The 26217-nt window shown below is 44.5% G+C and carries 30 protein-coding genes; 10 read left to right on the top strand and 20 right to left on the bottom strand.

From position 1 onward, the window contains the following. Nucleotides 1-304 precede the first annotated feature (304 nt). From A8C56_RS17185 to A8C56_RS17165, 5 genes are all read left to right on the top strand, one after another. The gene (locus A8C56_RS17185; RefSeq protein ID WP_157098023.1) at nucleotides 305-793 is read left to right on the top strand and encodes a hypothetical protein; all 489 of its coding nucleotides are present in this window, start codon (nucleotides 305-307) and stop codon (nucleotides 791-793) included. A 221-nt stretch (nucleotides 794-1014) separates the two neighbouring features. Beyond that, a complete protein-coding gene (locus A8C56_RS17180) occupies nucleotides 1015-1449 on the top strand; it encodes a hypothetical protein (protein ID WP_067758742.1) in 435 nt (144 codons plus the stop codon). A gap of 136 nt (nucleotides 1450-1585) precedes the next feature. Beyond that, nucleotides 1586-2155, top strand: a complete 570-nt coding sequence (locus A8C56_RS17175) for a hypothetical protein (RefSeq protein ID WP_067758739.1) — start codon at nucleotides 1586-1588, stop codon at nucleotides 2153-2155. A 92-nt stretch (nucleotides 2156-2247) separates the two neighbouring features. Continuing rightward, nucleotides 2248-2778 (top strand): GNAT family N-acetyltransferase, encoded by a 531-nt coding sequence (locus A8C56_RS17170; protein ID WP_067758736.1) that lies wholly within the window; start codon nucleotides 2248-2250, stop codon nucleotides 2776-2778. Then, the gene (locus A8C56_RS17165) at nucleotides 2771-3046 is read left to right on the top strand and encodes a hypothetical protein (RefSeq protein ID WP_067758733.1); all 276 of its coding nucleotides are present in this window, start codon (nucleotides 2771-2773) and stop codon (nucleotides 3044-3046) included. Before A8C56_RS17170 ends, A8C56_RS17165 begins: the two co-directional genes overlap by 8 nt. A 358-nt stretch (nucleotides 3047-3404) precedes the next feature. On the opposite strand, the gene A8C56_RS17155 is transcribed toward A8C56_RS17165, so the two are convergent. Further along, entirely contained in the window at nucleotides 3405-3647 is a 243-nt protein-coding gene (locus A8C56_RS17155) for a hypothetical protein (protein ID WP_067758727.1), read from the bottom strand. A 104-nt stretch (nucleotides 3648-3751) separates the two neighbouring features. Next, nucleotides 3752-5065 carry an IS110 family RNA-guided transposase gene (locus A8C56_RS17150; protein ID WP_067754200.1) on the bottom strand — a complete coding sequence of 438 codons (1314 nt, stop codon included), beginning with the start codon at nucleotides 5063-5065 and terminating at the stop codon, nucleotides 3752-3754. Between the two features lie 317 nt (nucleotides 5066-5382). Between A8C56_RS17150 and A8C56_RS17145 the strand changes: the two genes are divergently transcribed. Then, on the top strand, nucleotides 5383-7416 hold the full coding sequence (locus A8C56_RS17145; protein WP_067758724.1) for a TonB-dependent receptor: 2034 nt from the start codon (nucleotides 5383-5385) through the stop codon (nucleotides 7414-7416). Here A8C56_RS17145 and A8C56_RS17140 read toward each other — a convergent pair whose 3' ends face one another. From A8C56_RS17140 to A8C56_RS17120, 5 genes are all read right to left on the bottom strand, one after another. Further along, nucleotides 7417-7794: a TM2 domain-containing protein gene (locus tag A8C56_RS17140; protein WP_067758722.1), complete on the bottom strand. Its 378-nt coding sequence runs from the start codon at nucleotides 7792-7794 to the stop codon at nucleotides 7417-7419. It lies immediately after the preceding gene. Then, a complete protein-coding gene (locus A8C56_RS17135) occupies nucleotides 7754-8083 on the bottom strand; it encodes a DUF2752 domain-containing protein (RefSeq protein ID WP_067758720.1) in 330 nt (109 codons plus the stop codon). Before A8C56_RS17135 ends, A8C56_RS17140 begins: the two co-directional genes overlap by 41 nt. 113 nt (nucleotides 8084-8196) lie before the next feature. Then, complete coding sequence (locus tag A8C56_RS17130) at nucleotides 8197-8889, bottom strand: SGNH/GDSL hydrolase family protein (RefSeq protein WP_067762200.1); 693 nt, start codon at nucleotides 8887-8889, stop codon at nucleotides 8197-8199. A gap of 251 nt (nucleotides 8890-9140) precedes the next feature. Continuing rightward, nucleotides 9141-10418, bottom strand: coding sequence for an ABC transporter permease (locus A8C56_RS17125; protein WP_067758717.1), 1278 nt, complete (start codon nucleotides 10416-10418; stop codon nucleotides 9141-9143). 15 nt (nucleotides 10419-10433) lie between these two features. Next, nucleotides 10434-11369 (bottom strand): ABC transporter ATP-binding protein, encoded by a 936-nt coding sequence (locus A8C56_RS17120; protein WP_067758714.1) that lies wholly within the window; start codon nucleotides 11367-11369, stop codon nucleotides 10434-10436. A gap of 135 nt (nucleotides 11370-11504) precedes the next feature. Between A8C56_RS17120 and A8C56_RS17115 the strand changes: the two genes are divergently transcribed. Continuing rightward, on the top strand, nucleotides 11505-12494 hold the full coding sequence (locus tag A8C56_RS17115) for a zinc dependent phospholipase C family protein (protein WP_067758712.1): 990 nt from the start codon (nucleotides 11505-11507) through the stop codon (nucleotides 12492-12494). 526 nt (nucleotides 12495-13020) lie between these two features. Here A8C56_RS17115 and A8C56_RS17110 read toward each other — a convergent pair. Next, nucleotides 13021-14610 carry an NAD(P)/FAD-dependent oxidoreductase gene (locus A8C56_RS17110; protein ID WP_067758709.1) on the bottom strand — a complete coding sequence of 530 codons (1590 nt, stop codon included), beginning with the start codon at nucleotides 14608-14610 and terminating at the stop codon, nucleotides 13021-13023. A gap of 121 nt (nucleotides 14611-14731) precedes the next feature. Here A8C56_RS17110 and A8C56_RS17105 point away from each other — a divergent pair, with 121 nt between their 5' ends. Next, nucleotides 14732-15250, top strand: coding sequence for a YdeI/OmpD-associated family protein (locus tag A8C56_RS17105; protein ID WP_067758707.1), 519 nt, complete (start codon nucleotides 14732-14734; stop codon nucleotides 15248-15250). Between the two features lie 117 nt (nucleotides 15251-15367). On the opposite strand, the gene A8C56_RS24870 is transcribed toward A8C56_RS17105, so the two are convergent. The 6 genes from A8C56_RS24870 to A8C56_RS17080 form a co-directional block, all read right to left on the bottom strand. Beyond that, a complete protein-coding gene (locus A8C56_RS24870) occupies nucleotides 15368-15604 on the bottom strand; it encodes an SDR family oxidoreductase (RefSeq protein ID WP_218917196.1) in 237 nt (78 codons plus the stop codon). Between the two features lie 197 nt (nucleotides 15605-15801). Then, nucleotides 15802-16068 carry an SDR family NAD(P)-dependent oxidoreductase gene (locus A8C56_RS24865; protein WP_218917195.1) on the bottom strand — a complete coding sequence of 89 codons (267 nt, stop codon included), beginning with the start codon at nucleotides 16066-16068 and terminating at the stop codon, nucleotides 15802-15804. 175 nt (nucleotides 16069-16243) lie between these two features. Continuing rightward, nucleotides 16244-17434: an MFS transporter gene (locus tag A8C56_RS17095; RefSeq protein ID WP_067758704.1), complete on the bottom strand. Its 1191-nt coding sequence runs from the start codon at nucleotides 17432-17434 to the stop codon at nucleotides 16244-16246. Between the two features lie 60 nt (nucleotides 17435-17494). Next, complete coding sequence (locus tag A8C56_RS17090) at nucleotides 17495-18340, bottom strand: AraC family transcriptional regulator (protein ID WP_067758701.1); 846 nt, start codon at nucleotides 18338-18340, stop codon at nucleotides 17495-17497. Further along, complete coding sequence (locus A8C56_RS17085; RefSeq protein ID WP_067758697.1) at nucleotides 18337-18621, bottom strand: hypothetical protein; 285 nt, start codon at nucleotides 18619-18621, stop codon at nucleotides 18337-18339. The genes A8C56_RS17090 and A8C56_RS17085 overlap by 4 nt, the downstream gene beginning before the upstream one ends. Nucleotides 18622-19267: 646 nt before the next feature. Beyond that, complete coding sequence (locus tag A8C56_RS17080) at nucleotides 19268-19867, bottom strand: hypothetical protein (RefSeq protein WP_067758693.1); 600 nt, start codon at nucleotides 19865-19867, stop codon at nucleotides 19268-19270. A gap of 58 nt (nucleotides 19868-19925) precedes the next feature. Between A8C56_RS17080 and A8C56_RS17075 the strand changes: the two genes are divergently transcribed. Beyond that, complete coding sequence (locus A8C56_RS17075; RefSeq protein WP_067758690.1) at nucleotides 19926-21305, top strand: UDP-N-acetylmuramate--L-alanine ligase; 1380 nt, start codon at nucleotides 19926-19928, stop codon at nucleotides 21303-21305. 5 nt (nucleotides 21306-21310) lie between these two features. Here the strand turns inward: A8C56_RS17075 and A8C56_RS17070 are convergent, their stop codons facing one another. The 3 genes from A8C56_RS17070 to A8C56_RS17060 form a co-directional block, all read right to left on the bottom strand. Next, nucleotides 21311-21763, bottom strand: coding sequence for a hypothetical protein (locus A8C56_RS17070; RefSeq protein WP_067758687.1), 453 nt, complete (start codon nucleotides 21761-21763; stop codon nucleotides 21311-21313). A gap of 145 nt (nucleotides 21764-21908) precedes the next feature. Continuing rightward, entirely contained in the window at nucleotides 21909-22271 is a 363-nt protein-coding gene (locus tag A8C56_RS17065) for a hypothetical protein (protein ID WP_067758684.1), read from the bottom strand. Further along, nucleotides 22264-22842 carry an RNA polymerase sigma factor gene (locus A8C56_RS17060; protein WP_157098022.1) on the bottom strand — a complete coding sequence of 193 codons (579 nt, stop codon included), beginning with the start codon at nucleotides 22840-22842 and terminating at the stop codon, nucleotides 22264-22266. Before A8C56_RS17060 ends, A8C56_RS17065 begins: the two co-directional genes overlap by 8 nt. Before the next feature lie 816 nt (nucleotides 22843-23658). Here A8C56_RS17060 and A8C56_RS17050 point away from each other — a divergent pair. After that, the gene (locus A8C56_RS17050) at nucleotides 23659-24447 is read left to right on the top strand and encodes a C40 family peptidase (RefSeq protein ID WP_067758675.1); all 789 of its coding nucleotides are present in this window, start codon (nucleotides 23659-23661) and stop codon (nucleotides 24445-24447) included. Here A8C56_RS17050 and A8C56_RS17045 read toward each other — a convergent pair. The 3 genes from A8C56_RS17045 to A8C56_RS17035 all read right to left on the bottom strand — a co-directional run bounded on the left by A8C56_RS17045 (nucleotide 24431) and on the right by A8C56_RS17035 (nucleotide 26164). Further along, nucleotides 24431-25081: a hypothetical protein gene (locus A8C56_RS17045; RefSeq protein WP_067758672.1), complete on the bottom strand. Its 651-nt coding sequence runs from the start codon at nucleotides 25079-25081 to the stop codon at nucleotides 24431-24433. The genes A8C56_RS17050 and A8C56_RS17045 overlap by 17 nt on opposite strands. Nucleotides 25082-25095: 14 nt before the next feature. Next, nucleotides 25096-25647 carry an inorganic diphosphatase gene (locus A8C56_RS17040; RefSeq protein ID WP_157098021.1) on the bottom strand — a complete coding sequence of 184 codons (552 nt, stop codon included), beginning with the start codon at nucleotides 25645-25647 and terminating at the stop codon, nucleotides 25096-25098. An 85-nt stretch (nucleotides 25648-25732) separates the two neighbouring features. Continuing rightward, nucleotides 25733-26164, bottom strand: coding sequence for a nuclear transport factor 2 family protein (locus tag A8C56_RS17035; protein WP_067758669.1), 432 nt, complete (start codon nucleotides 26162-26164; stop codon nucleotides 25733-25735). Nucleotides 26165-26217: the final 53 nt, after the last annotated feature.

The following is a 26217-nucleotide window of genomic DNA, read 5'->3' as shown; positions in this document are numbered from 1 at the left end:
TTTGTGATTTTAAATACATTTTTGTTTATATTTGGACTATGAAATCAAATAAATTTTATGCTTTTTGATGATACATAAGCTTTAAGTTATTTTGCGAGCACATAAGTGTTTGCTTTATTGATCTGGTTTTGAAAACTACGACCTTTCAACGACTCCGGAAAAATAAGGTAAACGCTCACCATATAGCGTGGGCGTTCTTATTTGGAGTCGGGGGTGTCGTAGCCCTTCAAAGCCGGTAAGGACCAACCCGCGCTTCTTTATGCGTTGGGTGGCCGGTTTCCGAAATTTTGCTAAAACCACCGTTATGAACGCCGTTACTACACCTGTACAGAACACCATTTTTAACGAGGAGGAATGGCTGCTCCTGCTCTTTTTGCTGGCAGACATCCAAAGCTGGCTGCAACAATTGCAGGAAGGGTTGATTTACCAGCTGCCCGTAAAGCACCGTAAAAAGCTGCTGCGCAAAAGCGGGTACCTGAGCGTAAAGGCGCTGGCCCATATACTGGAACGCCATTATTACAAACCGCCATGCCACCCGCCGGTGGGCGCACAAGCTTCGCTGGCCAGCAAGTTTACCCTGCCCATACCGCAAATTGTGGCCTGTATAAGGGATGCCTGCCGGCAACCCGCAGCACCCGGCGGACAGGCCCATGCCGGCAACCGCTGCCACGTATATGATGCGGGCATTACCATTGGGTATAACAGCCGCGGCCTGCCTGTGAGCTCTATTACCGTAATTACGGATGCCGCGGGCACCATTGTTACCGCCTTCCCCGGGGCTATGCCGCCGTAATAATAGAATCATGCCCGCCTGAACGGAACGGGCAGGCTTCGTCAGGCCCGCCCGTTCCGGTCGGACAGGCTCAGCATGACAATATGTTTTTTTATAATACTATTAATTTGTCACAGTGGGCTTGCCGAACCACGGAAGGTCGCACCCGTCCCCACTGTCCCGGTAATTACCGGATAGCTATGCTTTAACTGAAGATAACACCCCGTTTAAAAAATAATCTCATGAAAAAAACAAAACCCACCACCAAAACCGATCCCGCACCGGATATGAAATGGCAGGCCGGTCCCTATAAGCGGTTGGCGCAGTTTCATTTTATACTTCCCAACCCGTTCTTGCTGCTGTGCCGGCTGATGGAAGTAACACCGGAAACCCTGTTGCTGGATTTTATGAGCAACCTGGGCTGTGAAAGCGCTAACCGGCAAAGCCGGGAGGCCGCCCGGCAGCATCTTATGGAATACTTTATTGCCCATGGCTATGGCCAGCAATACTATACGGAGGAGCAGATCCGCCAGGTATTTAAAGAAATGGATGCCGTGGGCCTGTTATTTCCCCGTCATGATGATGATATGATTGATGCCTATGTGCTGTGGCGGGAAAAACACCAGCGCTCCTGGTTTAAAAAGTGGTTTCAGAAACCCCGGCGCCCGGCGGGCTGAGGCAATAACAGGTATTCTTTCCGTCACCGCAGCGAAGCGGAGCGGAAGGGCCTCATGATTACAGAGACGCTTCGGCTGCGTTACACTGCGCTCAACATGACGATTAAAACATATTTGTACTTAAAAAACAATATCCATGTCAAAAACACCCAAACACCACGCGTATTGCTTTTTAAACGCGCTGGCGCTGAAGTACCGGCGCCACCCCGCTGCCATAGACCCGCTTACCGTGCTGCCGGATCTGTTTGATTTTTCGCCACCGCAGGAGCAGGCGCTTTTCCTGGAAAAGTTCTGCACTGCGGCTCTAACCAATACTTATGCCTGGAAGGAGGGCAGCCCAGCCCAGGCCCTTGACTATGGCCGGGAGCTGGAGATGCTGGTAGAAGTGGCCTGGTTGCTGTATAAAAAAGGTAATAACAGTACAAAGAAGCAGTGCCACACATTACCAGGGGTAAAGGAACTGCCCATGCCGCTTACTGCGGCAGAGTACCGGCAGCCGCAGTTGTACCTGCAACAATTTTTTGCGGATGCACCGCTGCGTAAATGGAAGCTGCTGATTGCCGCATTTACGGTAAATGCTATAAGTAATGAATCCGTGGCAGACGAGCTGCCCGGCAAGGATTTGCCGGCCTTTGCCATATCTGTAAATAAACTTATTTACACCATTTACCGTGTTGCGGTGCTAAAAGGAGTGGAGCTGCAGTAGCGCCCTTACCCCAAAGCAACAATATGCCTGTTATTACTTTTATTATTTTTCCTGTTTTTTTACGAGCATTGCAGTTGTAACAGACAACATTTATGACAACAGTACCAGATAAAGAGCTGACCCTGCGCAAGGCAACAACCGCGGATGCAAACCATGTGTGGCAGCTATTGCAGCAGGCCATTGAAAAAAGAAAACAGGAGGGTAGTGATCAATGGCAGGATGGGTACCCCAACCCCACCGTAATTGCCAGGGATATTGAAAAGGGGTATAGCTTTGTTTGTGCAGATGAAACAGGGAATATAGTGGCCTGCATCGCCCTCATTTTTGACGGGGAGCCCGCTTATGAAGCCCTGGAAGGTAAATGGCTTACGGAGCGGCCTTATGCGGTCATACACCGGCTGGCGGTAAGCCGGGAAAAGGCAATAAAAGGATTAGGCACCCGGGTGATGACGGCGGTGGAAGACCTGTGCCGGCAACAAGGCATTTTCAGCATTAAAGCAGATACCAATTTTGATAATACCGGCATGTTGCGGGTTTTTGAAAAGCTGAGGTATACCTATTGCGGGGAAGTGTACTTCCGCGGCAGCGCCCGCCGGGCTTATGAGAAAAAGCTGGATGAATAAAGCAAATACACAGGTACTGCCCGCACGTCATGCTGATAACCGGATCCGGCTGAAGTTTTGCCCAAAAGCAGCGGAGGAGCTATTTCACCGCAACCGCTTTGGTAATAACGGGCATCCGGTTTTCAGTTTTGGCAGCAGCATTCCTTCCGGTCATTGGCAGCACCTGCTCAACGATAGTTTTAATATTGCGGCGCTACGCGCCTTTTTGCGGCTGTGGCTGTTTGCTGCTACGGATATCTGGCTGCTCTGCAGCCGGGCTTTTAGGTAGCGCCTGGTAAAAGTAAGCAGCTATCATTTTTGTTAAAACATCCACAATTATAAGTGATTTGTGCGGACCTGCTACCGGGCAGACAGACACCAACCGTGGCCTGCGGTTCTGCTAACAACAGGTATCCGGTTTTCAGTTTTGGCAGCAGCATTCCTTCCGGTCATTGGCAGCACCTGCTCAACGATAGTTTTAATATTGGGGCGCTACGCGCCTTTTTACGGCTGTGGCTGTTTGCTGCTACGGATATCTGGCTTCCGAGCAGCTGGGTTTTTACATAACGCATAGTAAAAGGTGCAGCGCACCGGTATATTTATAGATCCATCGAAAAATGATCACAAAGCCGCAGCGCGGCGTAATATCAATTTCCACTTACTTTGCCCGGCACCAGCTCCGTTGCATATACCAGTATGGCAGAGAACGCGGAGGAAATGATAACGCCGATGAGCACAGAAAGCACCCCTGTCCACAACAGGTTGGCATAAGGCAGCAGTAATGTAAAGGGCGCTGCGCCCAGGATGGACAGCCAGATGATGTATTTCCTGCCAAACCGGTCTCCCGGCGGGCCGCCGATCAGTGTTCCCGCAGGGAGACATCTCCTCAATTCAGGAGACCTTTCGGCTACTTCCGCGATAGCGGCATTCGCTCAAGGTGACGACATTGTTTTTGCACTGCAAATAAAAAACTGCCAATGACATATTATTTAATTCATTGTATTTCAATGATCTTTAATCCGTGTTTTAAAGCCAGTTTTTGTAAATAGTTTTGTTCACGCTGTTTTAATTGCTGTTCATATTTTGCAATACCCTGTTCCACGTATTGCGTTCCCTTTGTTAGCAGGTTATAAAAGGCTTCCGCTATTTTTCTGGCACCTGCTTTGATCGCTATTCGTGCATTCTTTCTGCTCTTAAGTTTTCTGATAAAAGCTCCTATTGCCACATACTTACTATTGAGTAATGCCTGGGCTATTTCCCGGAAGGTCTGACCGGCATTAGAATGATTGTTCATTTTCGATTTTCTGCTTTTTAAACCACTTTGGTTATGGCCCGGACAAAGGCCACACCAACTTACAAAATGTTTTGCCGTTGGGAATCGGCTCATGTCTGCTCCCACTTCTCCCAACAATTTCAGCAGTGTATAATCGGTGATACCAGGAATACAATTGGCATCTGCACCATAAATATTTAGTAATTTCTGATGCAGGCCGGTTATCATGGGCTTGTGATGCCGTATTGGCTTGGCTTTGTGTTCACTTGTAATGAACTGTTTGCCATGCTCAAGATTACACAACAAGCCTTCGATATGTTTATCAATAAGCAACAGTTGTTGCTGATGAACCTTCCAAAGATTTAAGCTTTGTTCTAATAGAAACAACCAGCTTTCATTATAATGGCCTTCCAGCGCATTGATTACCTGCTGTGCTTTCTTTTCACGGATGCTTACGTGACACAGAGACAGCAGCTTTTCTTTATTGCGTTCTCCGTTTAAGATGGCTTCGATCATCCGGATCCCGCTTGTCCCATTTATCTGACAAATCACTTCTGTGAGTTTTATATTCATTAACTCCAATGCTTTTTGCATCTTATTTACATAGGTACTTCCCATACTAATAAGATCTTCCCGCTCCCGGATCATCATGCGCAACTCCTTTAACTTTCCTGAGGGTATATAGCTTTGCCGTACCAGGCCTGCACTAAACATTTTTTGCATCCAGCACGCATCTTTTACATCGGTTTTTCTACCCTTTACCTGTTTTACTTCTTTAGGATTTACAAGGCAGACTTCCATGCCTGCTTCCTCCAGCATCTGGTGTAAGGCTATCCAGTAAATACCCGTTGCTTCCATACAAACCCGTTTTATTTTCTGTTGCAGGAGCGCTTCAATGCATTGCCGATAGCCAGTCGTAAATGTATCATAGCTTTTTACCGTAACCCCGTCAGTGGAAACGAAAATCTTTTTGGAGCCGATATCTATGGCTGCTGCATCTGGATTTTGTTGCTCAAACTCAATTACCTTTGACATAACAACTTTTTAAGAGTTAATAAAAAGCAGGCTACAGCCCAAAGAGGTTCTCAAAAAGGCAAGCTGCCAAACGGGAATACTGCCTGATACAGTATTACCAAACATTGATGGACCATTCTTTGAAGCAATGCTCAGGGTCAGGTACTAAGACACTAAGTTTATTACTGCTACACTGCTGTAGCCTGCTTCTTCAAAGTTATTACATGTCATCGCCTCATTGATTTGGGCCACCAATAGTTTGCTCAAGGTGACGGGGATTTTTTAAAGCCGGACAGGTATTATTTTTTGTTTGAGCGAAAAAGTTGCATTTTTAAGGTGTGAGATACCTGTTGCTTTTTTTGCTGATTGTTTATACTATATCCGTAGCCGGTCAGGATGTTGATTCTGTTAAGACCATTGAGGAGGTAACGGTTCAGGCCTTTGGCCAGGGTGAGCATCTTGCTACGGCCATTGTCCGTAAACTGGACGATGCGCCTTTAGGCAATAAAAATTCTCTTGTAAATGCATTCAATACCCTTCCCGGTGTGCGCATGGAAGAACGGTCGCCCGGCAGTTACCGTATCAATATCAGGGGCAGCTCTCTTCGCTCCCCCTTTGGTGTGCGTAATGTAAAAGTTTACTGGGGAGGCATACCCCTTACGGACCCGGGTGGTAATACCTATTTCAACCAGCTGGCCTATAATAATTTTAGCAGCATTACCGTTTTTAAAGGTCCGGCCTCCAGCATGTATGGCGCGGGTACGGGGGGATTGGTGCTTATTGATCCTCCTTCAGATGCAAAAGCAGGTATCCATGTTGAGTATGCCGGTGGCAGTTATAACACCCATACGATCCTTGCAGACGGCACCTGGAAGAAAGATGGTTTTGCCAGCACGATGACCTATGCGCACAACGAATCTGATGGCTACAGGGAGCAAACGGCCATGCGGCGCAATAACGTTAGCTGGAGCACAAATGTGAAATGGAAGCGCCAGGAGCTGACCATAGCGCTGCTTTTTTCAGATCTGTACTACCAGACTCCGGGTGCCTTAACGCTGAAAGAGTTTGAAGACGATCCCCGGGAGGCCCGCCCCCGGGCCGGAGGCTTTCCTTCTGCCGTGGATGTGAATGCTGCCATCTGGCAAAAGAATATAACAGCAGGGGTTACCCACAAACAGCGGTTCAATGATAACTGGAGCAATGCTACCACGCTGTACGCAACCTATGTCCAGGTGCAGAACAGCGCAATAAGGAATTTTGAAAAGCGCAGTGAGCCACATTTTGGAGGCAGGACGGTGTTTACCTATAACAAGAGCTGGAATAACAGCGCACTGCAATGGAGCACCGGCACAGAAGGGCAGCAGGGTTACTCCACTATAAGGGTTGCGGATAATAAAGCCGGCCGGCCGGATACGTTACGCACGGATGATGATGTAAACATCAGCACTTACAGCCTGTTTACCCAGGGGATCTTTTCTATAAAAAATAATTGGGTGTTTACTGCCGGGGCAAGCGTTAACGGCAGCCGGCTGGTGTTTACAAGGGTAAATGATTACCCCGTTACAGAACAGCTATTCCGGTATCACAATGAAGTGGCCCCAAGGTTCACTGTTTTAAAACGATTCAAAGCTGTTGAGCTGCTGGCTACAGTATCCCGCGGGTTTTCGCCGCCCACAGTGGCAGAGATCCTTCCGTCTACCACTATTATTAATAAGGACCTGAAAGCCGAACGCGGCTGGAATTATGAGCTGACGGCAAGGAAAACTTTTCCGTTCAATCATTCAAGCCTTCAGTTTGAGGCAACCGGTTTTTATTTTAATATAAACAACGCCCTGGTGCAGCGCAGGGATAGCTCCGGTGCAGACTATTTTACCAATGCCGGCGCTACCCGGCAAAAAGGGGTTGAATTGTTTGGTGCCTATTTTTGTTGGCTGACAGGCAGTGCGATTATGGACTATGTAAATCTGTCAGCCGGATATACCTATAATAATTTTCATTACGGCTCTTTTATAAGCGATGAGGCCGACTATTCTGAGCACCGGTTGCCCGGCGTGCCGCAAAGCGCCCTAAACTGCCGGTTAACACTGGCGCTGAAACCCGGCCTGTATGCGGATGCGGATTATTACGGGGCGGCCGCCCAGTTTATGAATGATGCCAATACTGCAAAGCAAAATGCGTATCACTTATTGCTGGCAAAGCTGGGATACCGGAAAAAGCTGGGTAAAACGGCCCTGAATGTATATGCGGGAGCAGATAATTTGCTGAATGAAACGTACAGCCTGGGAAATGATATTAATGCGGCTGCCGGGCGTTATTACAACGCGGCACCCAAAAGAAATTATTTTATAGGCGCCGCATTTGAATGGCAATAGTTAAAAACGCTGCGGGTTCTGGTAGGCAGCGGAGATCAGCGAAGCGGTTTCGTAAGCCTGCCGCTGGTTATAGCTCATGGTAAGGGAGTTGATCTTAATAAGATCAATAATGGTGCCTACAAGGCAAAGGCCGCCAGTAAGGAAATAGATAATGCCCAGGGCAATATCCCCCATTACAAAGCGCTGAACGCCTGCCACGCCTACAAAGCCTAAAAGCGTCAATAGTAACATTTCATTACGGCTTTTGCGCTTATGCCGGTAGCTGAACAGGAACTGTTGCTGCTGCTGCTCATTCATATCTCTGGTAATGTTTAAAACAAGCACCAATTCATCATACTCAATGTCCGGTATTATATTTAAGATCGTTTGCTGGTCCATAGTTATTGTTTTTATTAGTAAAAGGTAATGTTTTTATGACCTGGTAAATGAGCACGGCGGTGGCCGGTATTCCTAAAATATGCGCGTGCCAGGCGGCCCGGAAATTCAAGTGCAATGTATAGTGGATCGAATGCCCGATGCCGCAGCCGGGGCACCAGGTAATGCCCAGTGCCTTCAGGGGGCACAGGGAAAAGCCGCTGTCATCAGCATTCATAAAAAACAAAACGATCAATGCACCTGTCCAGGTCAGCGCCTCGCCGTATTTTGTTATGAACCCTTTTAATTTCATTAAAACAAAGCTACTAAATAGCAGTCCACAAAAGGAAATCCCTATCGGTAAGCATCCATAAAACGGCGGGCAACGGCAAAAACAACCGGGATAAACAAACCCGTGGCAGCAATCTATTTCTTCAGGATCTGATCTATTACCGGTTTCAATGTTTGCTCCATTATTTTATTGCCGTCCGCATTGGGGTGCACCCCATCGCCGGAAAGCCGTTTGGGCAGCCCGTTATTGCCATCCGTCATTGCAGAAAAATAATCTACATAGGCAATATGGTTCTTTAAAGCATACTCCTTTATAAGGCCATTTAATTGCGGGATCTTTATATTGGGCTGTTTCCCCGGGCTCCAGGGATAATCAAATGCCGGAAGTACAGAGCAGAGGACAGGGCTGATGTGGTGGGCTTTGGCCAGCTCGCACATAGAAATAAGGTTGCCCAATATATTTTCCAGGGATATAAACCCGGTATTGCCTGCAATATCGTTGGTACCGGCAAGGATAACCACCACTTTGGGGCCCAGCTCTATAACATCCCTGCGGAAGCGGATCAGCATTTGTGAAGTGGTCTGGCCGCTGATGCCCCGGTTAATGTATTTGTTACCGGTAAAAAAATCTTTATCCTGGCGGTACCATCCCTCCGTAATGGAATTGCCCATGAACACCACCTGCCGGTCGCCTGCCGGTAATTGCTTTACGGCCTGGTTGGCTGAATCAAACCTGCCGAAATTGGCCCAGTCAGCGTTTTTGTCCTGCGCATTGAGGCTGCCCATCGTAAACAAAATAGTGCAGGTGATTAATAGAACACTTTTCATAAAGTAAAATGTTTTGTAGCTATTTACAAATTTAGAAAATAATACCATTTAGATTTAAATTGCACCAAGTGAAGGTATGTCAGGAGCTTGACGAAGCCTAATCACCCTTCGTCAAGCAGGCTGACAGTGTTCTTTTAATGTAAATGGTATAAGAATATGTTTAACTATCAAAAAACAGGAATCTTCAAAGCTACCTGATGTACCTGCAGCAATGGTTTTAACCGCATTTTCTTTGCTTACCATCAAAGGGATCATTTCCGTAAGGCCCATTTAAACATTTCTTTCCAGGTGGGTTTTTTACCATACATTAAAATACCTGTGCGGTAGATCTTGCCGGCAAACCAGGTTACCAGTAAAAAAGAAACAATAAGCAAGACCATGCTCAGCGCCAACTGCCAGTAAGGTACAGTGCCCGGAATACCATAGGAAACCCTGCCCATCATAACCAGCGGAGCTGTAAAAGGTATAATGCTTCCCCAGACCGCTAAGGGGCTGCCGGGGTCTTTGGCCGCAGCCATCATGATAAAAAAGGCAAACATAATAATGATGGTTATAGGAAAACCCAGGGATTGTGCTTCCCGCATATCCTCGTTTACCGCACAGCCTACAGCTGCATAAATAGAAGCATAAAAGAAGAACCCCCCTAAAAAATAGAAAATGAACAGGGAAAGGATCAACGGTAGGTTAACACTGGCAAACATGCCCTGTATGGAGCCAATAGCCTGTGAGAATGAATTATTGTCCATTCCCGAAACGCCGGCTTTGGTAAGATTGTAAATAAAGAGCACAAAAACGATCCATAAAATAAACTGGGTAATGGATACACAGGCAATACCAATAATTTTCCCGATCATCAGCTGGAACGGTTTTACTGATGAAACCATAATCTCTGCAATGCGGCCGGTCTTTTCTTCCATTACCCCCATCATAACCTGCGACCCGTAGATCAGCAACATAAAATAGATTAAAAAACCTGCCACAAAGCCTATGCCGTATGCCACTGCACCATCTGTGGTCTGGTCTTCCATATTTTCCGTTTTTATGTTCAGCGTGCTTTCATTGAGCAAGTGCTGTTTGCTGGTGTCAATGCCCAGCTGCTCATATTTTATTTCATTCCATACTGCGTTTAGCTTTACCTGAACGTCTGAAACAGTGCCCAGCGTTTTTTTTGACTTTACCACGAGATTGTCCGGCGCTTTTGTAACCAGGGTGTTGGCCGGTATGACCACATAACCATCATAGCCTTTGGATTCAAATGTTTTGCCAAGATCCGCCGGGTTTTCTTTTACCAGTGTTAAGGTACTGTTGGGATAGTCCTTATTTACTTTATCAATACGCTGCTGCGTAAAGCTTCCGGAGGAGTCTACTATGGCAATTTTTAACTTTGTGCCGGTTTTGGTACTGATATAGGAAGTGCCAAAAATGAAACCCAGGTAAAGCAGGGGAAAAAGCAGTGTTGTAATAATAAAGCTTTTTTTGCGGACCCTGCTTAAATATTCGCGTTGTATAATTAATAAGACCTTATTCATAATTATCGGTTGGGCTTAGTCATTAATGGATTGAAATCTGCGTGCCAGCGGGGTACCTTCTACTTTACGTATGAAAATATCATTCAGCGTTGGCAGTATTTCATTAAAAGAATCTATTTGCAAACCGTTGCTTAAAAGAAATGACAATATCTGGTTGTTGCTTACTTCCGCATTTTTCTGAATGATCAGTGTATTTGCGCTGGCCTGCTTTACAGAAAACAGCCCGTTTGGTTCAAGAGCTGCCACCGGGGCTGCAAACGTAATTTTATACAGGTGCTCTTTAAACTCCTGCTTTACGCCCTGAACGGTTCCATCCAGTATTTTCTGCCCCTTATTTACCAGCACAATATGATCGCAGATTTCTTCAACCTGCTCCATTCGGTGTGTGCTGAAAATAATGGTAGCGCCGTTTTTTGCAAGGTTAAAGATCTCATCTTTGATCAGGTTGCTGTTTACCGGGTCCAGGCCGCTGAAAGGCTCATCCAGTATAATCAGCCGGGGCCGGTGTAAAACGGTGGTAACAAACTGTAGTTTCTGCTGCATTCCTTTTGAGAGGTCCTCCACCTTTTTATTCCACCAGGAGTCCATCTCAAATCTGGCAAACCAGGTTTTCAGGCTTTCAATGGCCTCCTGTTTGCTTAAGCCTTTTAAACGGGCAAGGTATAAAGCCTGTTCTCCTATTTTCATTTTTTTGTACAACCCGCGCTCTTCAGGCATATAGCCGATCTTGCTGATGTCATTTACAGGATCAAAAGCTTTTCCGTCCAGCGTAATGGTTCCGGAATCCGGGTAAAAGATACCGGTAATCATACGGATCAGGGTGGTTTTTCCGGCTCCGTTTGGGCCCAGCAACCCAAATATCTGGCCCTGCTCAATCGTCAGGCTGATGTCATCAACCGCTTTCTGCGTGGCAAAATATTTTTTAAGATGTGCAACCTGCAGTAAATCCATATTAACTATTTATTATGTAAATATAACAAACACGTTATTACCGGCTTTAATTTATTAATGTGGGGGATGAATAATGGGTAAGCGGCATCCTGCTTTGAAAAAATTACCGCACCTTTGCCGCATTATTCAGATGCTATGAAGAAAAAGAATTTATTGTTTATCATTTTAGGTGCGCTGCTGGTTGGAATGAGCAGCTGGGGGTTTTTAATTCACCGTACCGTAAACCAGCTTGCCGTTTATGCCCTGCCAAAGAAAATGCAGGCTTTTTTCTATACGAATATGGATAGCCTGGTATATAATGCTCCGCGGCCGGATCAGCGCCGCAATATTGACCCCACAGAAGGGAATAAGCATTTCCTGGATTTTGAATATTATGGCAATGATGCAGCAGACAGTATTCCTCATCAATGGGAGGATGCCGTGACAAAGTATACTGCGGATACATTAAAAAAATATGGTACGCTTCCTTTTGTGGTTGTGGAAACACAAAAAAAGCTAACGGATGCCATGCGCAGGAAAGACAAGGACAGTATTATTTTTTATGCAACAGACCTGGGTCATTATATTGGCGATGCGCATGTGCCGCTGCACACTTCGCTCAACTATGACGGACAGCTTACCGGGCAGCACGGTGTTCATGACCTTTGGGAAACAACCGTGCCGGAGGTGGCATTAACGGATTTTAGTATTAAAAGCCGCTATAAGGCGAAATACCTGCAATCACCCCGGGAAGCTATCTGGAGCATACTGAAACAAACGCACGCGTTAGTGCCAGAACTGTTTGCAATGGAAAAGGAAGTATCAAAAAATTTTCCGGATACCGCAAAGAAATACCGTTGGGAATACCGCTGGGGAAAGAACCGCCGGTTTTATTCAAAGGAGTTTGCAGTAGCTTATAATAAAGCGCTGAAAGGCTCTGTAAACGAGCAGGTGATCCGCTCTGCCAATGATCTTGCTGATTTCTGGTATACCGCCTGGGTAGATGCGGGCAAGCCAGACCTGAACAGTCTGTTGGATGCTCCATATCAGCGTAAGGATTTCAGGAAAGAACAAAAAACCTATCGGAAAGGAAAGCTGATTGAAAAAGGATTGCTGATCAGCAATAATTTCAGGACGAGGGATTAGGGAGTATTCAGTATTGAGACGCCAGTGCTCAGTTTCGATCCCGATTGCCATGGGGAGGATGACGGTGTTTTTCTATGTCATGGTGAGACAATAATAAAAGCGTTGTATTTAAGTTTATTGGGATGACGATTGAAAAAATTGTCATCCCGCGATAGCGGGAAAAGCCGGGGATCTCTACAGAGTCAGAGACCCCTTGTTCCGAACCTTCGGAATCGCTGCGCTCCACTCGGGGTAACGCTTGCAAGAACCTGTCATTTTAAAGAACTTAATCGCTCCGTTATTGGGGTGCCAATGACAGCTGTGTTATTGTTTTGAAAATTAATCTTTCTTTTTGTCATGCCGTTCCGATAGTTCGGAATTGTTTCGGCATCTATTTATCGCTGACCTGGACCCTGAAATACCCCAAACATTCGGGGCAGGGTGATCGCAAGCGTGTTTGTCATCGACTCATTGATTAGGCCCCTATAAAAAGCCCGGGGTGGCATTACTTTTCGGACATCCTTGGCCATTCCCGGAAAATAAACAATTAACCCTTAAACGCCGCACAGACCGCTGCAGCAACCCGCTCCCCGTCCATGGCAGCGCTTACAATACCGCCTGCATAGCCCGCGCCTTCCCCGCAGGGGTACAAATTTTTTATCTGGGGGTGCAGCAGGCTGTTGCTGTCTCTGGGAATGCGCACCGGCGATGAAGTACGGGACTCCGTTGCAACAATTACCGCATCGTTGGAATAATACCCTTTTATTTTTTGTCCAAAAAGCGGGAAGGCTTTTTGCAGGGCTTTTGTTACAAACGGGGGCAGCACTTCCCATAAAGGAGCGCTATGGATGCCCGGCAGGTAAGAACAGCCCGGCAGGGTTTCAGAGATCCTGCTGGTACAAAAATCAACCATGCGCTGTGCGGGGGCTACCAGTTTTCCGCCACCGGCTTTAAAGGCTGCCTGCTCTACCCATTGCTGAAAATGCAGCATGAACAACGGACTGTTCATTTTGCTGCCGTAATCTTTTTTTAATGCCGGTATTGCCCGTACATCTTTTTCGGTTACCTGCACCACGATGCCGGAATTGGCATGCGGGTTATTGCGTTTGGAGGGAGACCATCCGTTTACCACAATTTCATTTTCATCGGTTGCGGCAGGTGCAATAATGCCACCGGGGCACATGCAAAAGGAAAATACACCATGAGTATTTACCTGCTCCACCAGGCTGTAAGAAGCTGGGGGCAGCCATTGCCCGCGGGCGGGGCATTTGTATTGCGATTGATCGATCAACGCCTGCGGATGTTCTGCCCGCACTCCCAATGCAAAAGGCTTGGCCTCGATCCGTATTTTTTTATGGTGCAATAAATGAAAAATATCACGTGCCGAATGGCCGGTAGCAAGAATGACCGCTCCGGCCGTGAATGCGTCACCATCCGCTGTTTTTATTGCTTTGATGCGGTCGTTTTCAATAATAAGATCCGTTACCTTTTTATTAAAATGCACTTCGCCACCGCTTGCCACAATCTGCTCTCGCATGGCGGTAATGATCTGGGGCAATTTGTTGGTACCAATATGCGGGTGCGCCTGGTACAGAATCTTTTCATCAGCTCCAAAGCGCACAAAAGTATTGAGGATGCTGTTAACATTGCCCCGCTTATTACTGCGCGTATATAACTTACCATCGCTGTAAGTTCCCGCGCCGCCTTCACCAAAGCAATAATTGCTTTCCGGGTTCATAATGCCCAGCTTGTTAATGGCCGCCAGGTCGCGCCGGCGTTCCCGGACCGCTTTACCCCGTTCAAGAATGATGGGTTTGATGCCCTGCTGCAATAATTGCAGGGCCGCAAAAAGCCCAGCAGGGCCTGCACCAATAATGATTACGCTTCGGGGAGCCCTGTGTACATCCTTATAAATGATTTCAGGAACCGCTCTTTTTTGAGGTGGTTCGTTAATATAAGCCAGTAATGATAATTGGATCAGCGGCTTCTTTCCCCTGGCATCAATAGAGCTCTTTAGCACAGTATAACCCTTTACTGCTCCCAATGCTATATTTATTGCGCTGGAAATGTATTGATGGATAATAGAAGCGTTCTCTGCCTCCTCCGGTGGAACGCGGAGGGTGATGGTTTGTTGCATATGTCCGATTTTTATCCGGAAAAATTTTATGCAAAGAAATGATTTTTTGGATCAGATCCCTGAACTTTATTATGTAGTTTGGGCATCCTGATTTAAGAAGCAAAAAGATAAACAGCCGGTAATGAAAAAGGAAGTATCTGTTATATTAAAAACCCGGTTGCAAAAATTTGATCGCCACGGTGAAAAAACCGGGTGGACTTATATTGAGATCCCGGCAGACCTGACGCAACAACTGCTGCCCGGTAATAAGAAAATGTTCCGGGTAAAGGGGCGGATTGATGAGCACAAAATAGCCGGTGTTTTTTTATTGCCCATGGGGGATGGGAGCTTTATTTTGCCTGTAAATGCTGCCATGCGGAAAGGCATCCATAAAAAAGAAGGAGCAATGGTGGAGGTGGTTTTACAACCGGATGCAAAGAAATATGAGCTGAACAGGGAGCTGATGGAATGCTTGCAGGAGGAAGAAGAAGCGCTTGCTTATTTCAGGTCTTTAGTGCCCTCCCACCAAAACTATTTCAGCAAATGGGTGGATGCGGCAAAGACAGATGCAACAAAGGCACAGCGTATAGCAAGAACAATTTATGCCCTGCAGCATAAATGGGACTATGGCCGGATGATGTGGTTTTATAAGAAGCGCTGAACCGTTTCAGTTGTACCGGAAAAGTGCTGCAATGTACCGGTCTTTATTGGATATTTGATCTGAAACCTGCTCTGCCCCTTCTGGTGTGTAAATGCTTATCCGCTATAATCCGGTTCTTTATGCAAGCCTACCATCGCAGGTAATTACCTTACCTGTCATATACTCATTTTCTGTTAAGAGCTGGATGGTATGCGCTATATCATCGGGCTCACCAATACGCCCGGCAGCTATTTGGGAAGTATAGCTGTCAACAGTCTCTTTTTTAACTTCAGCGGGTAAAGAATCCCGCCAACTCGTATCTATAACTCCCGGAGAAACAACGTTTATACGCAAGGGTTTATACTCTTTTGCCAAATAGGAACCATAATTTCCAATGCTCTGTTTATTGCGGCAAGCCCTGATGTTCCCGTAAATTTTGCTGTGGCGGATATTGCCGTTATCAGCGGTATACTTCCTTTAGGTTTAAGTAGGGAAACACGGCTTTCAACGTGTAAAGCTGTGCCCGGAATTTTTCTTCAAATCCTGCCTGAAGATTTTCCAATGAAAGCTCATTAAAATGACCCTTGCCTTTTTGCACCGCTAACAGCAATAAGGTGGGCAATAGTACCCTGCGATGCGAAAAACGTTTCCAATGCTTTTGTATTACTGCTGTCCATTTGTGCAGTGGATAACCCTGCCGTTTTTGCTTTGTTCAGCTTTTCTTTATTCCGCCCTGTAACAGTTACCAGCGTGCCTGCCTTTTTCAGCATTTGGGCAGTAGCCAGGCCTATTCCTGATGAACCGCCGGTTACAATGATCTTTTTGTTTTGTAATGCCATAAAGCTGCTTTTAAATGTTTGATACAAAATTGACCATTTAACAGGCTGATTTATTGACAGCATTATGTGTTTTATAGGCTGAATTATTCCTGCTGCAAAATTTAAAAGGCGTTCCGCTGGTGATTGCTTTGAACCCGCCATAACGCCAAACAGCTGTTGGCACAGGCTTTTGTTGTTAAAGGCTCATTTTTGCCCGCTTTATACTGAAAACAGCAATAACGATTGAAACAATTGCCCCCAATGCTCCTAATGCAAATACATTTTGATAACCGGATGAATTAGCAACAATGCCTGCTATTGGCGAAGTAATTGCTAATGCAACGTCAAAGAAAGCTGTATAGGCTCCCAATGCCGTGCCACGCATTTGTGGTGTAGTGCTTTTTACAGCTTCTACGCCAAACGCCGGAAAAATCAATGAAAAGCCAATGCCTGTTAAAACTGCTCCTAGGAATGCCATTGCAGGAATTGTCGCATACCATAACAATAATTGCCCTGTCAACTGTACCAATAATGAAATGGCTGCTACTTTATTACCGCCATATTTGTCAGTGTATGATGAAAAGAAAAGCCGCACCCCAATATAGCTAACGCCAAATAATGTAATGGCCAATGAAGCGTTTGCCCAGCCTTTTTCCTGAAAGAATAAAGTAATGAACGAAGATAAGCAACCAAATGCAATTGCTGAAAATGAAAGCCCCAAACCATATTGGGTTATTTGCAACACAACATTGCCAAACGAACTTCTTTGCTGCTCTGTTTTATGGAGTTTTGGCGTTTGCAATTTTGAAATCGCTGACCAACCAATAACTGACAAAATGATAATGCCTGCAAAAGCAATCAATGTTCCAAAGTACTGCTGCAATAAAATTCCAACTGGCACCCCTGCTGCCAATCCGCCATACATTGCAATACCGTTCCACGACATCACTTTTCCGGAGTGCTGTTGCCCTGAACGCCCGATACCCCATGACAAGGCACCTGTTATTTGCAAACTTTCTGCTGCGCCTAATAAAATCCTTGCGATGCTGATCAGCAAAAGGCTTGCCACAAAAGATGATGACAGTAGAACTGCGGCTATGTACGCTACTGAGGCTATAATAACAGCTATTGTACCATATAGCACACTTGGTCTGACGCCCTTGGTGTCGGCAATATGCCCTGCTCTTTTACGCGTAAATAATGTTGCAAGTGATTGCATACCGATAATCATACCTACAATGAGATTGTTGCAATGCAAAACATTGTGTAAAAAACCGGGTAGTATGCCTAACGAAATACCAATGGTCATATAACTGCAAAAAACCATTACGCATAACGGAAGCATAATTTTTGAAAACGATACTGAATTTGTTGTTGTTTGTTCCATAAATAAAATTTATGCAAAGCAACAACAGTGGCAATTTTATAAAATAGAGGAATGATTGTATTAATTGGACAAATCGCGGTATGCCTTTCTGAAATTCATTGGTGTAATCCCGTTTACTTTTTTAAATAGTCGTGTAAAGTAGGTGTGGTCTTCAAAGCCAAGCTCAAACGCTATTTCCTTTGCAGTAAGTTCGGTATGGTGTAATAACCTTTTGGCTTCCAGAAATAATTCCTGCTGTATCCAGTAACTTGTAGAAAAGCCTGTGGTTTTTATTAATGTTTCGTTTAGATATGAAGTTGAAATGCATAAGAGGTTGGCATAATCCGCAGGTTTTTTAAGTGTGCGGAAATGCTTTTTTAAAAACTGCTGAAATGCAGTTGTGATCTGGCTTAACCTGCTCTGCGGACTAATACTTCTTTCCTGGCTGCTACTGAATGAACTGCAAACAATAGCAATAAATGCGTTTGCATAAGATTGAAGTTCTTTCAGCTCAAAATTGTCTGGTTTGGGTGATTGAGCTGTTTTATCTACTAACTTTAAAATAGTTGTGAGCTTACGGGTTTCTTTCAAAAAAAGGAATTGAGAAGTCAGTTTGTCCAGATAATTTCGCAGATCTTTTTCAATAATAGCCGGACTTACTGCTAAAAACCAGCCAACTATTTTCCGTCGTGAATAATAATGTACCTGACCCGGTTTTATAAAGAATACGCAGGCATCTTTTAATGTGATTGAATTAAAATCGAGCATTACCTGTATGCTCCCTTTTTGTTGCAGTAAAAAAATATAGTGGTCGTCCCTGTGGGCTTTGAGCAGATACGTTTCTGCCTGGTCTGTATTTACAAACTCAACAGATACACCTGTTTTTCCCAGCTCATCAATATGTACAGGAATTTTCTTTCTTTTCATTGTCTAAACATCCGCAAAGTTAGAAATAGTAAAACGTTGTTTGTAAGCCCAATTTGCATATCAAGCAAACCGGTTACGGTGATGCTTATCCTGCAAAACTCCGATTTCAAAGGTCCGACGGAACGAATCAACCCTTCACTTGAATCAACTTCAAAGCCTTTCACCCTGTTTTCAATGTTCAGATTATTATAACCGAAAGAGGAAGCAACTTTTTCTTGCTGGTGTATTTTTCTGAAATTTTTCAGGCTGTAATGTGGAATGTCTTTTGAATTATTTTTCATCGTTTTTCAGGTGCTGTTTAAGAGTTGTATGGTTTCTTCCTTACTTCTGACCCTGTTTATATTTTGCAAAGGCTTTTTATACCACCTTTTGCCAATCCAGGTAGTTCCATTCCGCTCCGCTCCATCCGGCCGGAATGATGTTTCTTATGTAGATTCAATTCCAACAATTTCCAACACTTGTTATTAACAGGCAATAATAAAAGCGTTGCATTTAAGTTCATTCGGATGACAAGTTTTTTTTAATCGTCATCCGACCAAACCCGCTTTCAGCAGGTGCGCAGAGGAATCTCATCTGTTACAGAGATCTCTCCGCTCGTTCTTCGAACTCGGTCGAGACGACGATCTTGTATATTATTGGCTTTCAATACAATAAGACACCTGTCATGAACAGCCTGGCGAAACAGGATCCGGTTGCAAGCCCGCCCTTCGGTAATCCCGTTATTATTGTTTATTGGTATTCTAAGAATTTGTCATTAATAGCTTAAAGAAGACCAACCCCCTGGTTGCCTGTTTCTGAGATTACCAGGGTTTATTTTGAAAGCTTAACCAAGTTCAACAAAAAGAAAATGAAAATTCCGCGTATCAAAATCACTTGTCATTTTCTGTAAGCTATGGCCGTATGTTACGGGCCTGTAAAGGACAATAGTTATTGGGCTTCTATAAAAGCCTTTATTTCCCTGAACTGCAAAAGGCTTTTATTTTCAATATCATATTTATTGAAAAATTCAAGAAGCACATTCAGCCCGCTTATGGAAAACACTTTTCGTTTTCCCTGCTGGCAAATGGTAATATAATCCGTACCTTCATCTGTAACCGCATTTTGTATTATAGTAGTATCTTTTACTTTGATCACAGGGTTCTGATTAAGTACCTGAGGGTTTAAATTAAATGCACCTTCTGCACATAATGCGGTAAACTGGTTGTTAGCCCATTCCTGATCCGCATCCGTATAGGCGCCGGTTACCTCATATTTCTTCCTGCCCGGGTGATAAGTGCCGGTAACCAGCAGCCGCTGCCATTTACCGTTTCGTATACCAAGGATACGGGCAGTATATACCTTGTCTATCGTGGCGTTCTGGTGCTCAAGCATGAATGCCAGCTGAAACTGATTGAGAAATGTATCCAGCGCTACGTAGCCCGGCCTTTTTTGAGGCGCATCCGGAAAATTGATCCTGCAATTACCGGACTGCGAAGAGGCAATAGCCGTAATCGATAATGCCATCCATAATACCAGCAATTGTTTCATAAATCTGTTTTGGCAAATTTAATCCTTTGCCGACATTTGCAATGATTAAATAAACTCAATGAGCATAGATCTGCAAAAAATAAAACAGCCGTTTTTTATAGGAGTGGCAGGGGCGGGCATGAGCGCCATTGCCCAATATTTACAGGGCACAGGCATGCAGGTATCCGGCAGCGACCGCTTCTTTAATGAGGGAAAGGCAGGGGATATCAAAACAAAGCTGGAAGCAGCAGGCATCCGCTGTTTTTTGCAGAACGGGGAAGGCATACATGCCGGTACAGACCTGGTGGTTGCATCTACGGCCATTGAAGATACGGTTGTTGAAATAAAGAAAGCAAAAGAGCTGAATATACCTGTTATCCGGCGGTCTGAGCTGTTGGCCCTGATAGCGGCCAGCAAAAAGACCATTGCCGTGGGAGGCACCAGCGGCAAGAGCACTACTACAGGAATGTTGTTTGATGTGCTGCAATACGCCGGTAAACAGCCTTCCGTAATCAGTGGCGCCGGCCTGGTGAGCCTGATAAAGAAGGGAGAAATCGGGAATGCCTTTGTGGGCCACGGCGACTGGTTAATTATTGAAGCAGATGAAAGCGATGGTTCTATTGTGCAATACCGCCCGGAAATAGGCCTGCTGTTGAATATAGAAAAAGATCATAAAGAGCTGGAAGCATTAATGAGCCTGTTTGAAATTTTTAAGAATAACAGCAGGCGCTTTTGTGTGAACCAATCCAATGAGCACTCCCGGAAACTGTCTGTAAACAGCAGCAACGATTTTTGTGTGGATGGAAGCTGCCCAGGTGCCGGTTTCCAGGCTACCGGTTTCAGCCAGGAAGGGTTTGTAATTTCTTTTAATGTGAACGGGCAGCCGTTTAAGATCCATATTCTCGGGCGTCATAATATGGAAAATGCGGTGGCTGCAACTGCGGCGGCGGCTTTGGCTGGTGTTTCTTTAGAAGAAGCGGCTGCTGCTTTAGAAAATTATGAAGGCATTTACCGGCGCAGCCAGATCCTGGGGGAAAAGAACGGGATCTGGGTCATTGATGATTTTGCGCATAACCCGGTAAAATGCGCTGCGGCTATACGCTCCTGCCAGCCTGTATCCTCAAAAGTGGTGGCCTGGTTTCAGCCGCATGGCTATACCCCCACCAAATTTTTACGTAGGGAATTTGTAAGTGAAATTGCAAATGCGTTACGGCCACAGGATGAGATCTGGATGAGCGAGATCTTTTATGCCGGCGGTACCACCACAAAAGATATTTCTGCCGGAGATCTTATAAACGAACTAAAGGCCCTGGGTAAAAACGCTTATTTTGTTGCAGACCGGAATAACTTCCTGCAGGAAGCCAGGGGCCATTTACGGCCGGGCACGGCATTATTGCTCATGGGCGCAAGAGACCCCTCTTTAGAACAGTTCTCCGCAAACATTTACGGGCAGCTGTAAACGGATCAGGCAGCGATGCTCTTATTGTAATTATGTGGATGGAAAAGATAGAAGCACATCACCATTAAAAGGCTGTAATTGGTGCTATCGTTAGGATTTTCACCTTCTACAGAGCAAACCACAATGGGGTGCTGTTGGTCTTCATCAATAATCTCAACTTCGCTATTATCAGCATTTTTGAAATTGAGATAAAAACGCTTATCGTCTACTTCAATATATTTCTGACGTCCTTCTTTAATGATTTTGCCTAATTCAGCTCCGTATTCGTTCTGTAATACGAGCTTGTTTTTGAAAATACCTTTCTTTCTATAATGGAACAGCCTTTTTTCTCCGTCTTTTGATTCAAGATAAACCGAGTTGGATTTTGGCTTATAAGCAAGGGTTAACATTTTCTGACCATTATTCCACAATCCAAACGCGGTATTACCGATGCTGGATGTAATAGTCTTCCATTGCATAAAAATGAATTTAGTCTGCTGCAAAGGTACAGCATAGCCATTGGGGATCAGTTGGTTTTATAAAATTAATATAAACTTAATATTGCGGTTTTTTGCACACGTAATGCACATTGTTAGAGTATGGAATAGTGTAAGTATAATAGAATCAGTTGTTTATGTGTCTGTATAAAAACAGGTATACCAATACCAGCAGGATCAGTAATATAATAATGGAAAAATAAAGCGTCCATTGGGGCTGCAGTTGCCTTTTGCGGATAGCAGCTCTTTTCTTCTGCGTCCTTTTTTTAAGATCCCGGTTCAGCGCTTCCGCAATCAGGGTCAGGCGTGCGGGATTTTGAACGCTCTGCAAGCCTTCAACAGCATCATTGTCAAAATTGTCTTCCATTAATTGTTTTTCTACCTCATGCTGCTCTTCTTTACCAAGCTGCTCATTCAGGTATTTCAACAATGTTTCCTGGCTGATGTTTTTGTTCAAATGGGATAATATGTCTTTTATATTTTCATCCATTTGTTTTCTTTGACTCTTTAAGCATTTTCCGGATCAGTAATTTTAAATTTCTTTTGCCGTTTTGTATAAAGCTCTTTACCTGCATTAAGCTATATCCCTGCGACTGGCTTATTTCCTGGTAGCTTTTCTTTTCAAGATAAAACAAAGTTACAGATTGGCGCTGTTCTCTATTCAATGCATTCAATGCCTCTTTTAAGAGCTCCGGGCTTACCTCTTCTTTTTCGGCTGCCACCTCTTCCGTCTCCTCTTTAAGATCATTTTCATTCAGTTCAACGGGGATCTTACTTTTTTTGTCTCTTAAAACGGACAGGCAATGATTTTTGGCAACCGTATACAACCAGGATTTAAAATAGTCTATTTTATATTTATGCACCTCCTGAATCACCTTTAAAAAAATCTGCTGAACGGCGTCCTGTGCCTCCGTTTCATCCTTAAGATACTTCATACAAACTCCAAACAGCAGCAGGGTATAGCGTTGCAGCAGGGGCCCCAGCCATGAGTTGTCCTTTTCCTGCAAATAAAGTTGCAGTAATTGCTGATCACTCATATCGGCGTGCCGGTCAGTATTCACTCTTATAAAGGTATTTAAAACTGATTATAAGATGCAGAAATGAGCCGATTCCACAAGGGGTATACATAAATCTGTAAAATATGCTGCCACGAATGCCTTCCTTCGTGAGGGTACACTGTATAAAAATGTTCGTTGCGTAAAAAGAGGCACATGAAGCCGGTTGACTGCCGTAGTTGCAATTGTATTCCTGAATTGAAAACAAGAAAAACAAAGCATAATAATCAGAACGTTTTCTAAAGGCCCTGCAATAATGTTATTAATAAAGCTTATCAGTACCCATTCTCAGGAGAAAGCCTTACACCGCTTAACTAAAGATATGCACAAAGGGTAGTTGCGTGCGTGCAGGCACGAATAAATAAAATGCAGTTTTTTACTTTTAAAATGTTTTTAACTGATAATCAATAAATTAAATATCCCTTTTTCTGTTGTTAATGTATTAAAAACCCTACAAAAGGGTAAAGGTAAAATCAGGCGTAAGCAACTATTGATAGCTCATTTGCCAGGTAGCCGATGGTAATTCCCGCCGGAAATAGCTTGCGTCAATTTCCGGCTGCCTTTTTTTTGCTCCACTTTTTGGGGCAGGCAAAAAAGTGGAAGAATTAAGAATTGAAATAGCTGCCTGTATGAAAGCTTTAACAACCTGCCACCGCAGGCAGGCATAAATGCAAAGGCCTTTATTATTATCTCAGGATGGCATTGTGAATTGACGGTATTGATGACCGATTCCATAAGCCGGAGCTGCTGCAATGGCTGTTTCTGCTTTAGAATGCAGGTAAGAGTTCTATCTTTACAGAACGTTGCATAAATTTTTTTATTATGAAGTATGGAATTGTTGTAGTGCCCGCGGCGCCGGTACGCAAAAAGGCCCATCACCGGTTTGAAATGGTGAACCAGTTGCTGTTTGGTGAAAAAGTAGCTGTTCTTGATGTAAAGAGCGGGGAATGGTTTAAAATAAAAAGCCTGTATGATGGCTATAAGGGATGGGTAACCTGGCACATGCTGCAGGAAATTGACAAAACAGCGGTCAGAGCAACGACCCCGGCTCTTGCGGGTGCACTGTTGAACAATATAGAAGTAAACGGGTTACCCATGCATATTCCAATGGGCTCTTTCCTGTGGGAACTGGAAAAAGGAGCGGGCACTGTTGGTAACTGGAATTATGCATATAAGGGAAAACTGGCTGCGCAGTTCACAGACCCTACGGAGCGGAAAAAAGCTATAGAGCGCTATGCAAAGGAGTGGCTGAACGCTCCTTATCTTTGGGGGGGAAAGACCATACTGGGCGTAGATTGCAGTGGTTTTGCGCAAACTATTTTTAAAATGGCCGGCATTGCGCTGCAAAGAGATGCCTGGCAGCAGGCTCAATCCGGTACCATTGTAAAACACCTGCGGGATGCGCAACCAGGCGATCTTGCTTTTTTTGATGATAAAGAAGAGATCGTTCATGTGGGCATTTTGCTTGGGCCGGATACCATCATCCATTCCTCCGGTAAGGTACGCATTGACCCTATTGATAAAAAGGGGATTACTCATACAGATACCGGCAGGCGCACGCACCGGCTGAAATTAATAAAAAGAATGCCGCAGCTTATTCACCCTGTCTGAGGTAAAAATAATCAAACAACATTCCGCCGGGGTACGCCCTGTTGTTTTCATATTTCATTCTCAGCACTACCATCAGGGCCAACTCATTGTCCTCTGTCAGGTACCAGGCTACAGAAATAGGCGAGGCCATAGTGCTGCTTACCGCATGATTTGTTATCTGCCCGTCTTTTAGTCCGGATAATTTTACAAGTGATGCGGTTCCATGTGCCGGAAGGTCCCGTTTTATTTTGGTATTTATTTTTTTATATTCTTTTTGAACCATCTGGTAGGTTTGCCTGGTGCTGTCAAAAAAGCCGGTGATCATATACAGCATAATGGTGTCAAACGCCTGTGGTGATTCTCGTACCAGCGTTTTCTTTTCAGACAGGGACATTTGTACTCCCCGGGCTTTTACAGTAAAAGGGTTGAATGTTTTATAATCTCCTTTTATTGAAAAAAGGCTGGTATCTGTTTTAGGAGAAAACTCAATATTCGTTAATTCGGGATCTGTTTTTACTGTTTCTACAAAATCAGAGAATTTTCCGGTAAAAGGGTCTACCCTGAAGTAGTCCTTTACTACTCTAAAGAACTGGCTTTGTGCCTGCAACTGCAGCATCAACAGCAAAGAAAAAGCTATGAACAGCACGCGCTTCATTGCTGTAACAGAAATTATTTTATGAGGGTGCTTAATTTTTCCTTGTAATAATTGATGGCTTCTGAAATAATGGAAAGCGCGGTTTCTTTATCCTGGAAAGTGTCTATTGCCACCTTTTTGCTTTCAAGCACTTTATACTGTTCAAAGAAATTGCGCAGTTCTAAAAGAAAATGATGCGGCAGCTCATCAATGTTTTCATAATGATTTACAGACGGGTCGTCAATGGCTACTGCAATAATTTTATCATCACGCTCACCACTGTCAATCATCTGCATATTGCCGATGACTTTGGCCCTTACCAGGCAAAAAGAGCGGATGGTTTGGGAGCAGAGCACCAGTATATCCAGCGGATCATGATCCTGCCCTAATGTTTGGGGAATAAAACCGTAATTAACAGGGTAGTGGAAGGAGGAATAAATAACACGGTCCAGTTTTAGCAAGCCGGTTTCCTTATCAATTTCATATTTGGTACGTGAGCCTTCCGGTATTTCAATAATGGTGTTTACCACTTCAGGAGCTCCCGCTCCATAACTAACGCCGTGCCAGGGATGCGTAATATTAGCCATTTTATCTTTTCGTTTAATTCAACCTTTTTTGTGCTGATATGCTCAAAAATAATAAGTTTTTCAATCCGGGCGTCTAAAACTGCTTCTATTTACCAGAGGCTGGTAAAGAATCGTCGTGCTTAAAAAGATACTTGAAGTCTACCAGCCAGTTACCGTTACGTTTTACCACCTTCAGGGTATCTTTATTATCCTTATAATAGGAATTGGAATAGATGATAATGCTTGTTGAGTCATTGAGCAGCTTCCGCTCATGAATATTGATGCTGGCATCCCAGAGCCCCTGCTTTTCATCAGGCGAGCGCTGGATACGGGAAGCAGCATCCATGCGTTCAACATTTTCCGTATCATTCAGCATAAACTTTTTTGCATCATTATAATTGCCTTTTAATGCAGCCTGTATAAAGTTCCGGGCGGCATCAATATCAGAATCGCTGGTTTCCTCTTTATCTGACCGGTCTGGTAAACAGGAAGGTAATAAAAAAAGCAGGAACAAAAAACAGAAATAACTTCTTTTCATTCCTGCAAGATAAACAACTTTATGTTCTTAAACGCTATTTAGCATTTTCTAAT

The sequence above is a fragment of the Niabella ginsenosidivorans genome (assembly GCF_001654455.1).
GTDB classification, from domain to species: domain Bacteria; phylum Bacteroidota; class Bacteroidia; order Chitinophagales; family Chitinophagaceae; genus Niabella; species Niabella ginsenosidivorans.
The sequence above is the reverse complement of the archived record's forward strand: the minus strand, read 5'-3'. Positions and strand labels throughout refer to the sequence as shown.

Bases quoted from the DNA above. Each gene is read 5' to 3' on its own strand.
- A8C56_RS17035 (WP_067758669.1), bottom strand. From the start codon at position 26,164: ATGAAAAGAAGTTATTTCTGTTTTTTGTTCCTGCTTTTTTTATTACCT.
- A8C56_RS17185 (WP_157098023.1), top strand. From the start codon at position 305: ATGAACGCCGTTACTACACCTGTACAGAACACCATTTTTAACGAGGAG.
- A8C56_RS17050 (WP_067758675.1), top strand. From the start codon at position 23,659: ATGAAGTATGGAATTGTTGTAGTGCCCGCGGCGCCGGTACGCAAAAAG.
- A8C56_RS17095 (WP_067758704.1), bottom strand. From the start codon at position 17,434: ATGGAACAAACAACAACAAATTCAGTATCGTTTTCAAAAATTATGCTT.
- A8C56_RS17140 (WP_067758722.1), bottom strand. From the start codon at position 7,794: ATGGACCAGCAAACGATCTTAAATATAATACCGGACATTGAGTATGAT.
- A8C56_RS17150 (WP_067754200.1), bottom strand. From the start codon at position 5,065: ATGTCAAAGGTAATTGAGTTTGAGCAACAAAATCCAGATGCAGCAGCC.
- A8C56_RS17085 (WP_067758697.1), bottom strand. From the start codon at position 18,621: ATGAAAAATAATTCAAAAGACATTCCACATTACAGCCTGAAAAATTTC.
- A8C56_RS17115 (WP_067758712.1), top strand. From the start codon at position 11,505: ATGAAGAAAAAGAATTTATTGTTTATCATTTTAGGTGCGCTGCTGGTT.
- A8C56_RS17170 (WP_067758736.1), top strand. From the start codon at position 2,248: ATGACAACAGTACCAGATAAAGAGCTGACCCTGCGCAAGGCAACAACC.
- A8C56_RS17110 (WP_067758709.1), bottom strand. From the start codon at position 14,610: ATGCAACAAACCATCACCCTCCGCGTTCCACCGGAGGAGGCAGAGAAC.
- A8C56_RS17180 (WP_067758742.1), top strand. From the start codon at position 1,015: ATGAAAAAAACAAAACCCACCACCAAAACCGATCCCGCACCGGATATG.
- A8C56_RS17165 (WP_067758733.1), top strand. From the start codon at position 2,771: ATGAATAAAGCAAATACACAGGTACTGCCCGCACGTCATGCTGATAAC.
- A8C56_RS17070 (WP_067758687.1), bottom strand. From the start codon at position 21,763: ATGCAATGGAAGACTATTACATCCAGCATCGGTAATACCGCGTTTGGA.
- A8C56_RS17040 (WP_157098021.1), bottom strand. From the start codon at position 25,647: ATGGCTAATATTACGCATCCCTGGCACGGCGTTAGTTATGGAGCGGGA.
- A8C56_RS17045 (WP_067758672.1), bottom strand. From the start codon at position 25,081: ATGAAGCGCGTGCTGTTCATAGCTTTTTCTTTGCTGTTGATGCTGCAG.
- A8C56_RS17125 (WP_067758717.1), bottom strand. From the start codon at position 10,418: ATGAATAAGGTCTTATTAATTATACAACGCGAATATTTAAGCAGGGTC.
- A8C56_RS17175 (WP_067758739.1), top strand. From the start codon at position 1,586: ATGTCAAAAACACCCAAACACCACGCGTATTGCTTTTTAAACGCGCTG.
- A8C56_RS17130 (WP_067762200.1), bottom strand. From the start codon at position 8,889: ATGAAAAGTGTTCTATTAATCACCTGCACTATTTTGTTTACGATGGGC.
- A8C56_RS17105 (WP_067758707.1), top strand. From the start codon at position 14,732: ATGAAAAAGGAAGTATCTGTTATATTAAAAACCCGGTTGCAAAAATTT.
- A8C56_RS17090 (WP_067758701.1), bottom strand. From the start codon at position 18,340: ATGAAAAGAAAGAAAATTCCTGTACATATTGATGAGCTGGGAAAAACA.
- A8C56_RS17120 (WP_067758714.1), bottom strand. From the start codon at position 11,369: ATGGATTTACTGCAGGTTGCACATCTTAAAAAATATTTTGCCACGCAG.
- A8C56_RS17135 (WP_067758720.1), bottom strand. From the start codon at position 8,083: ATGAAATTAAAAGGGTTCATAACAAAATACGGCGAGGCGCTGACCTGG.
- A8C56_RS17075 (WP_067758690.1), top strand. From the start codon at position 19,926: ATGAGCATAGATCTGCAAAAAATAAAACAGCCGTTTTTTATAGGAGTG.
- A8C56_RS17065 (WP_067758684.1), bottom strand. From the start codon at position 22,271: ATGGATGAAAATATAAAAGACATATTATCCCATTTGAACAAAAACATC.
- A8C56_RS17080 (WP_067758693.1), bottom strand. From the start codon at position 19,867: ATGAAACAATTGCTGGTATTATGGATGGCATTATCGATTACGGCTATT.
- A8C56_RS24865 (WP_218917195.1), bottom strand. From the start codon at position 16,068: ATGGCATTACAAAACAAAAAGATCATTGTAACCGGCGGTTCATCAGGA.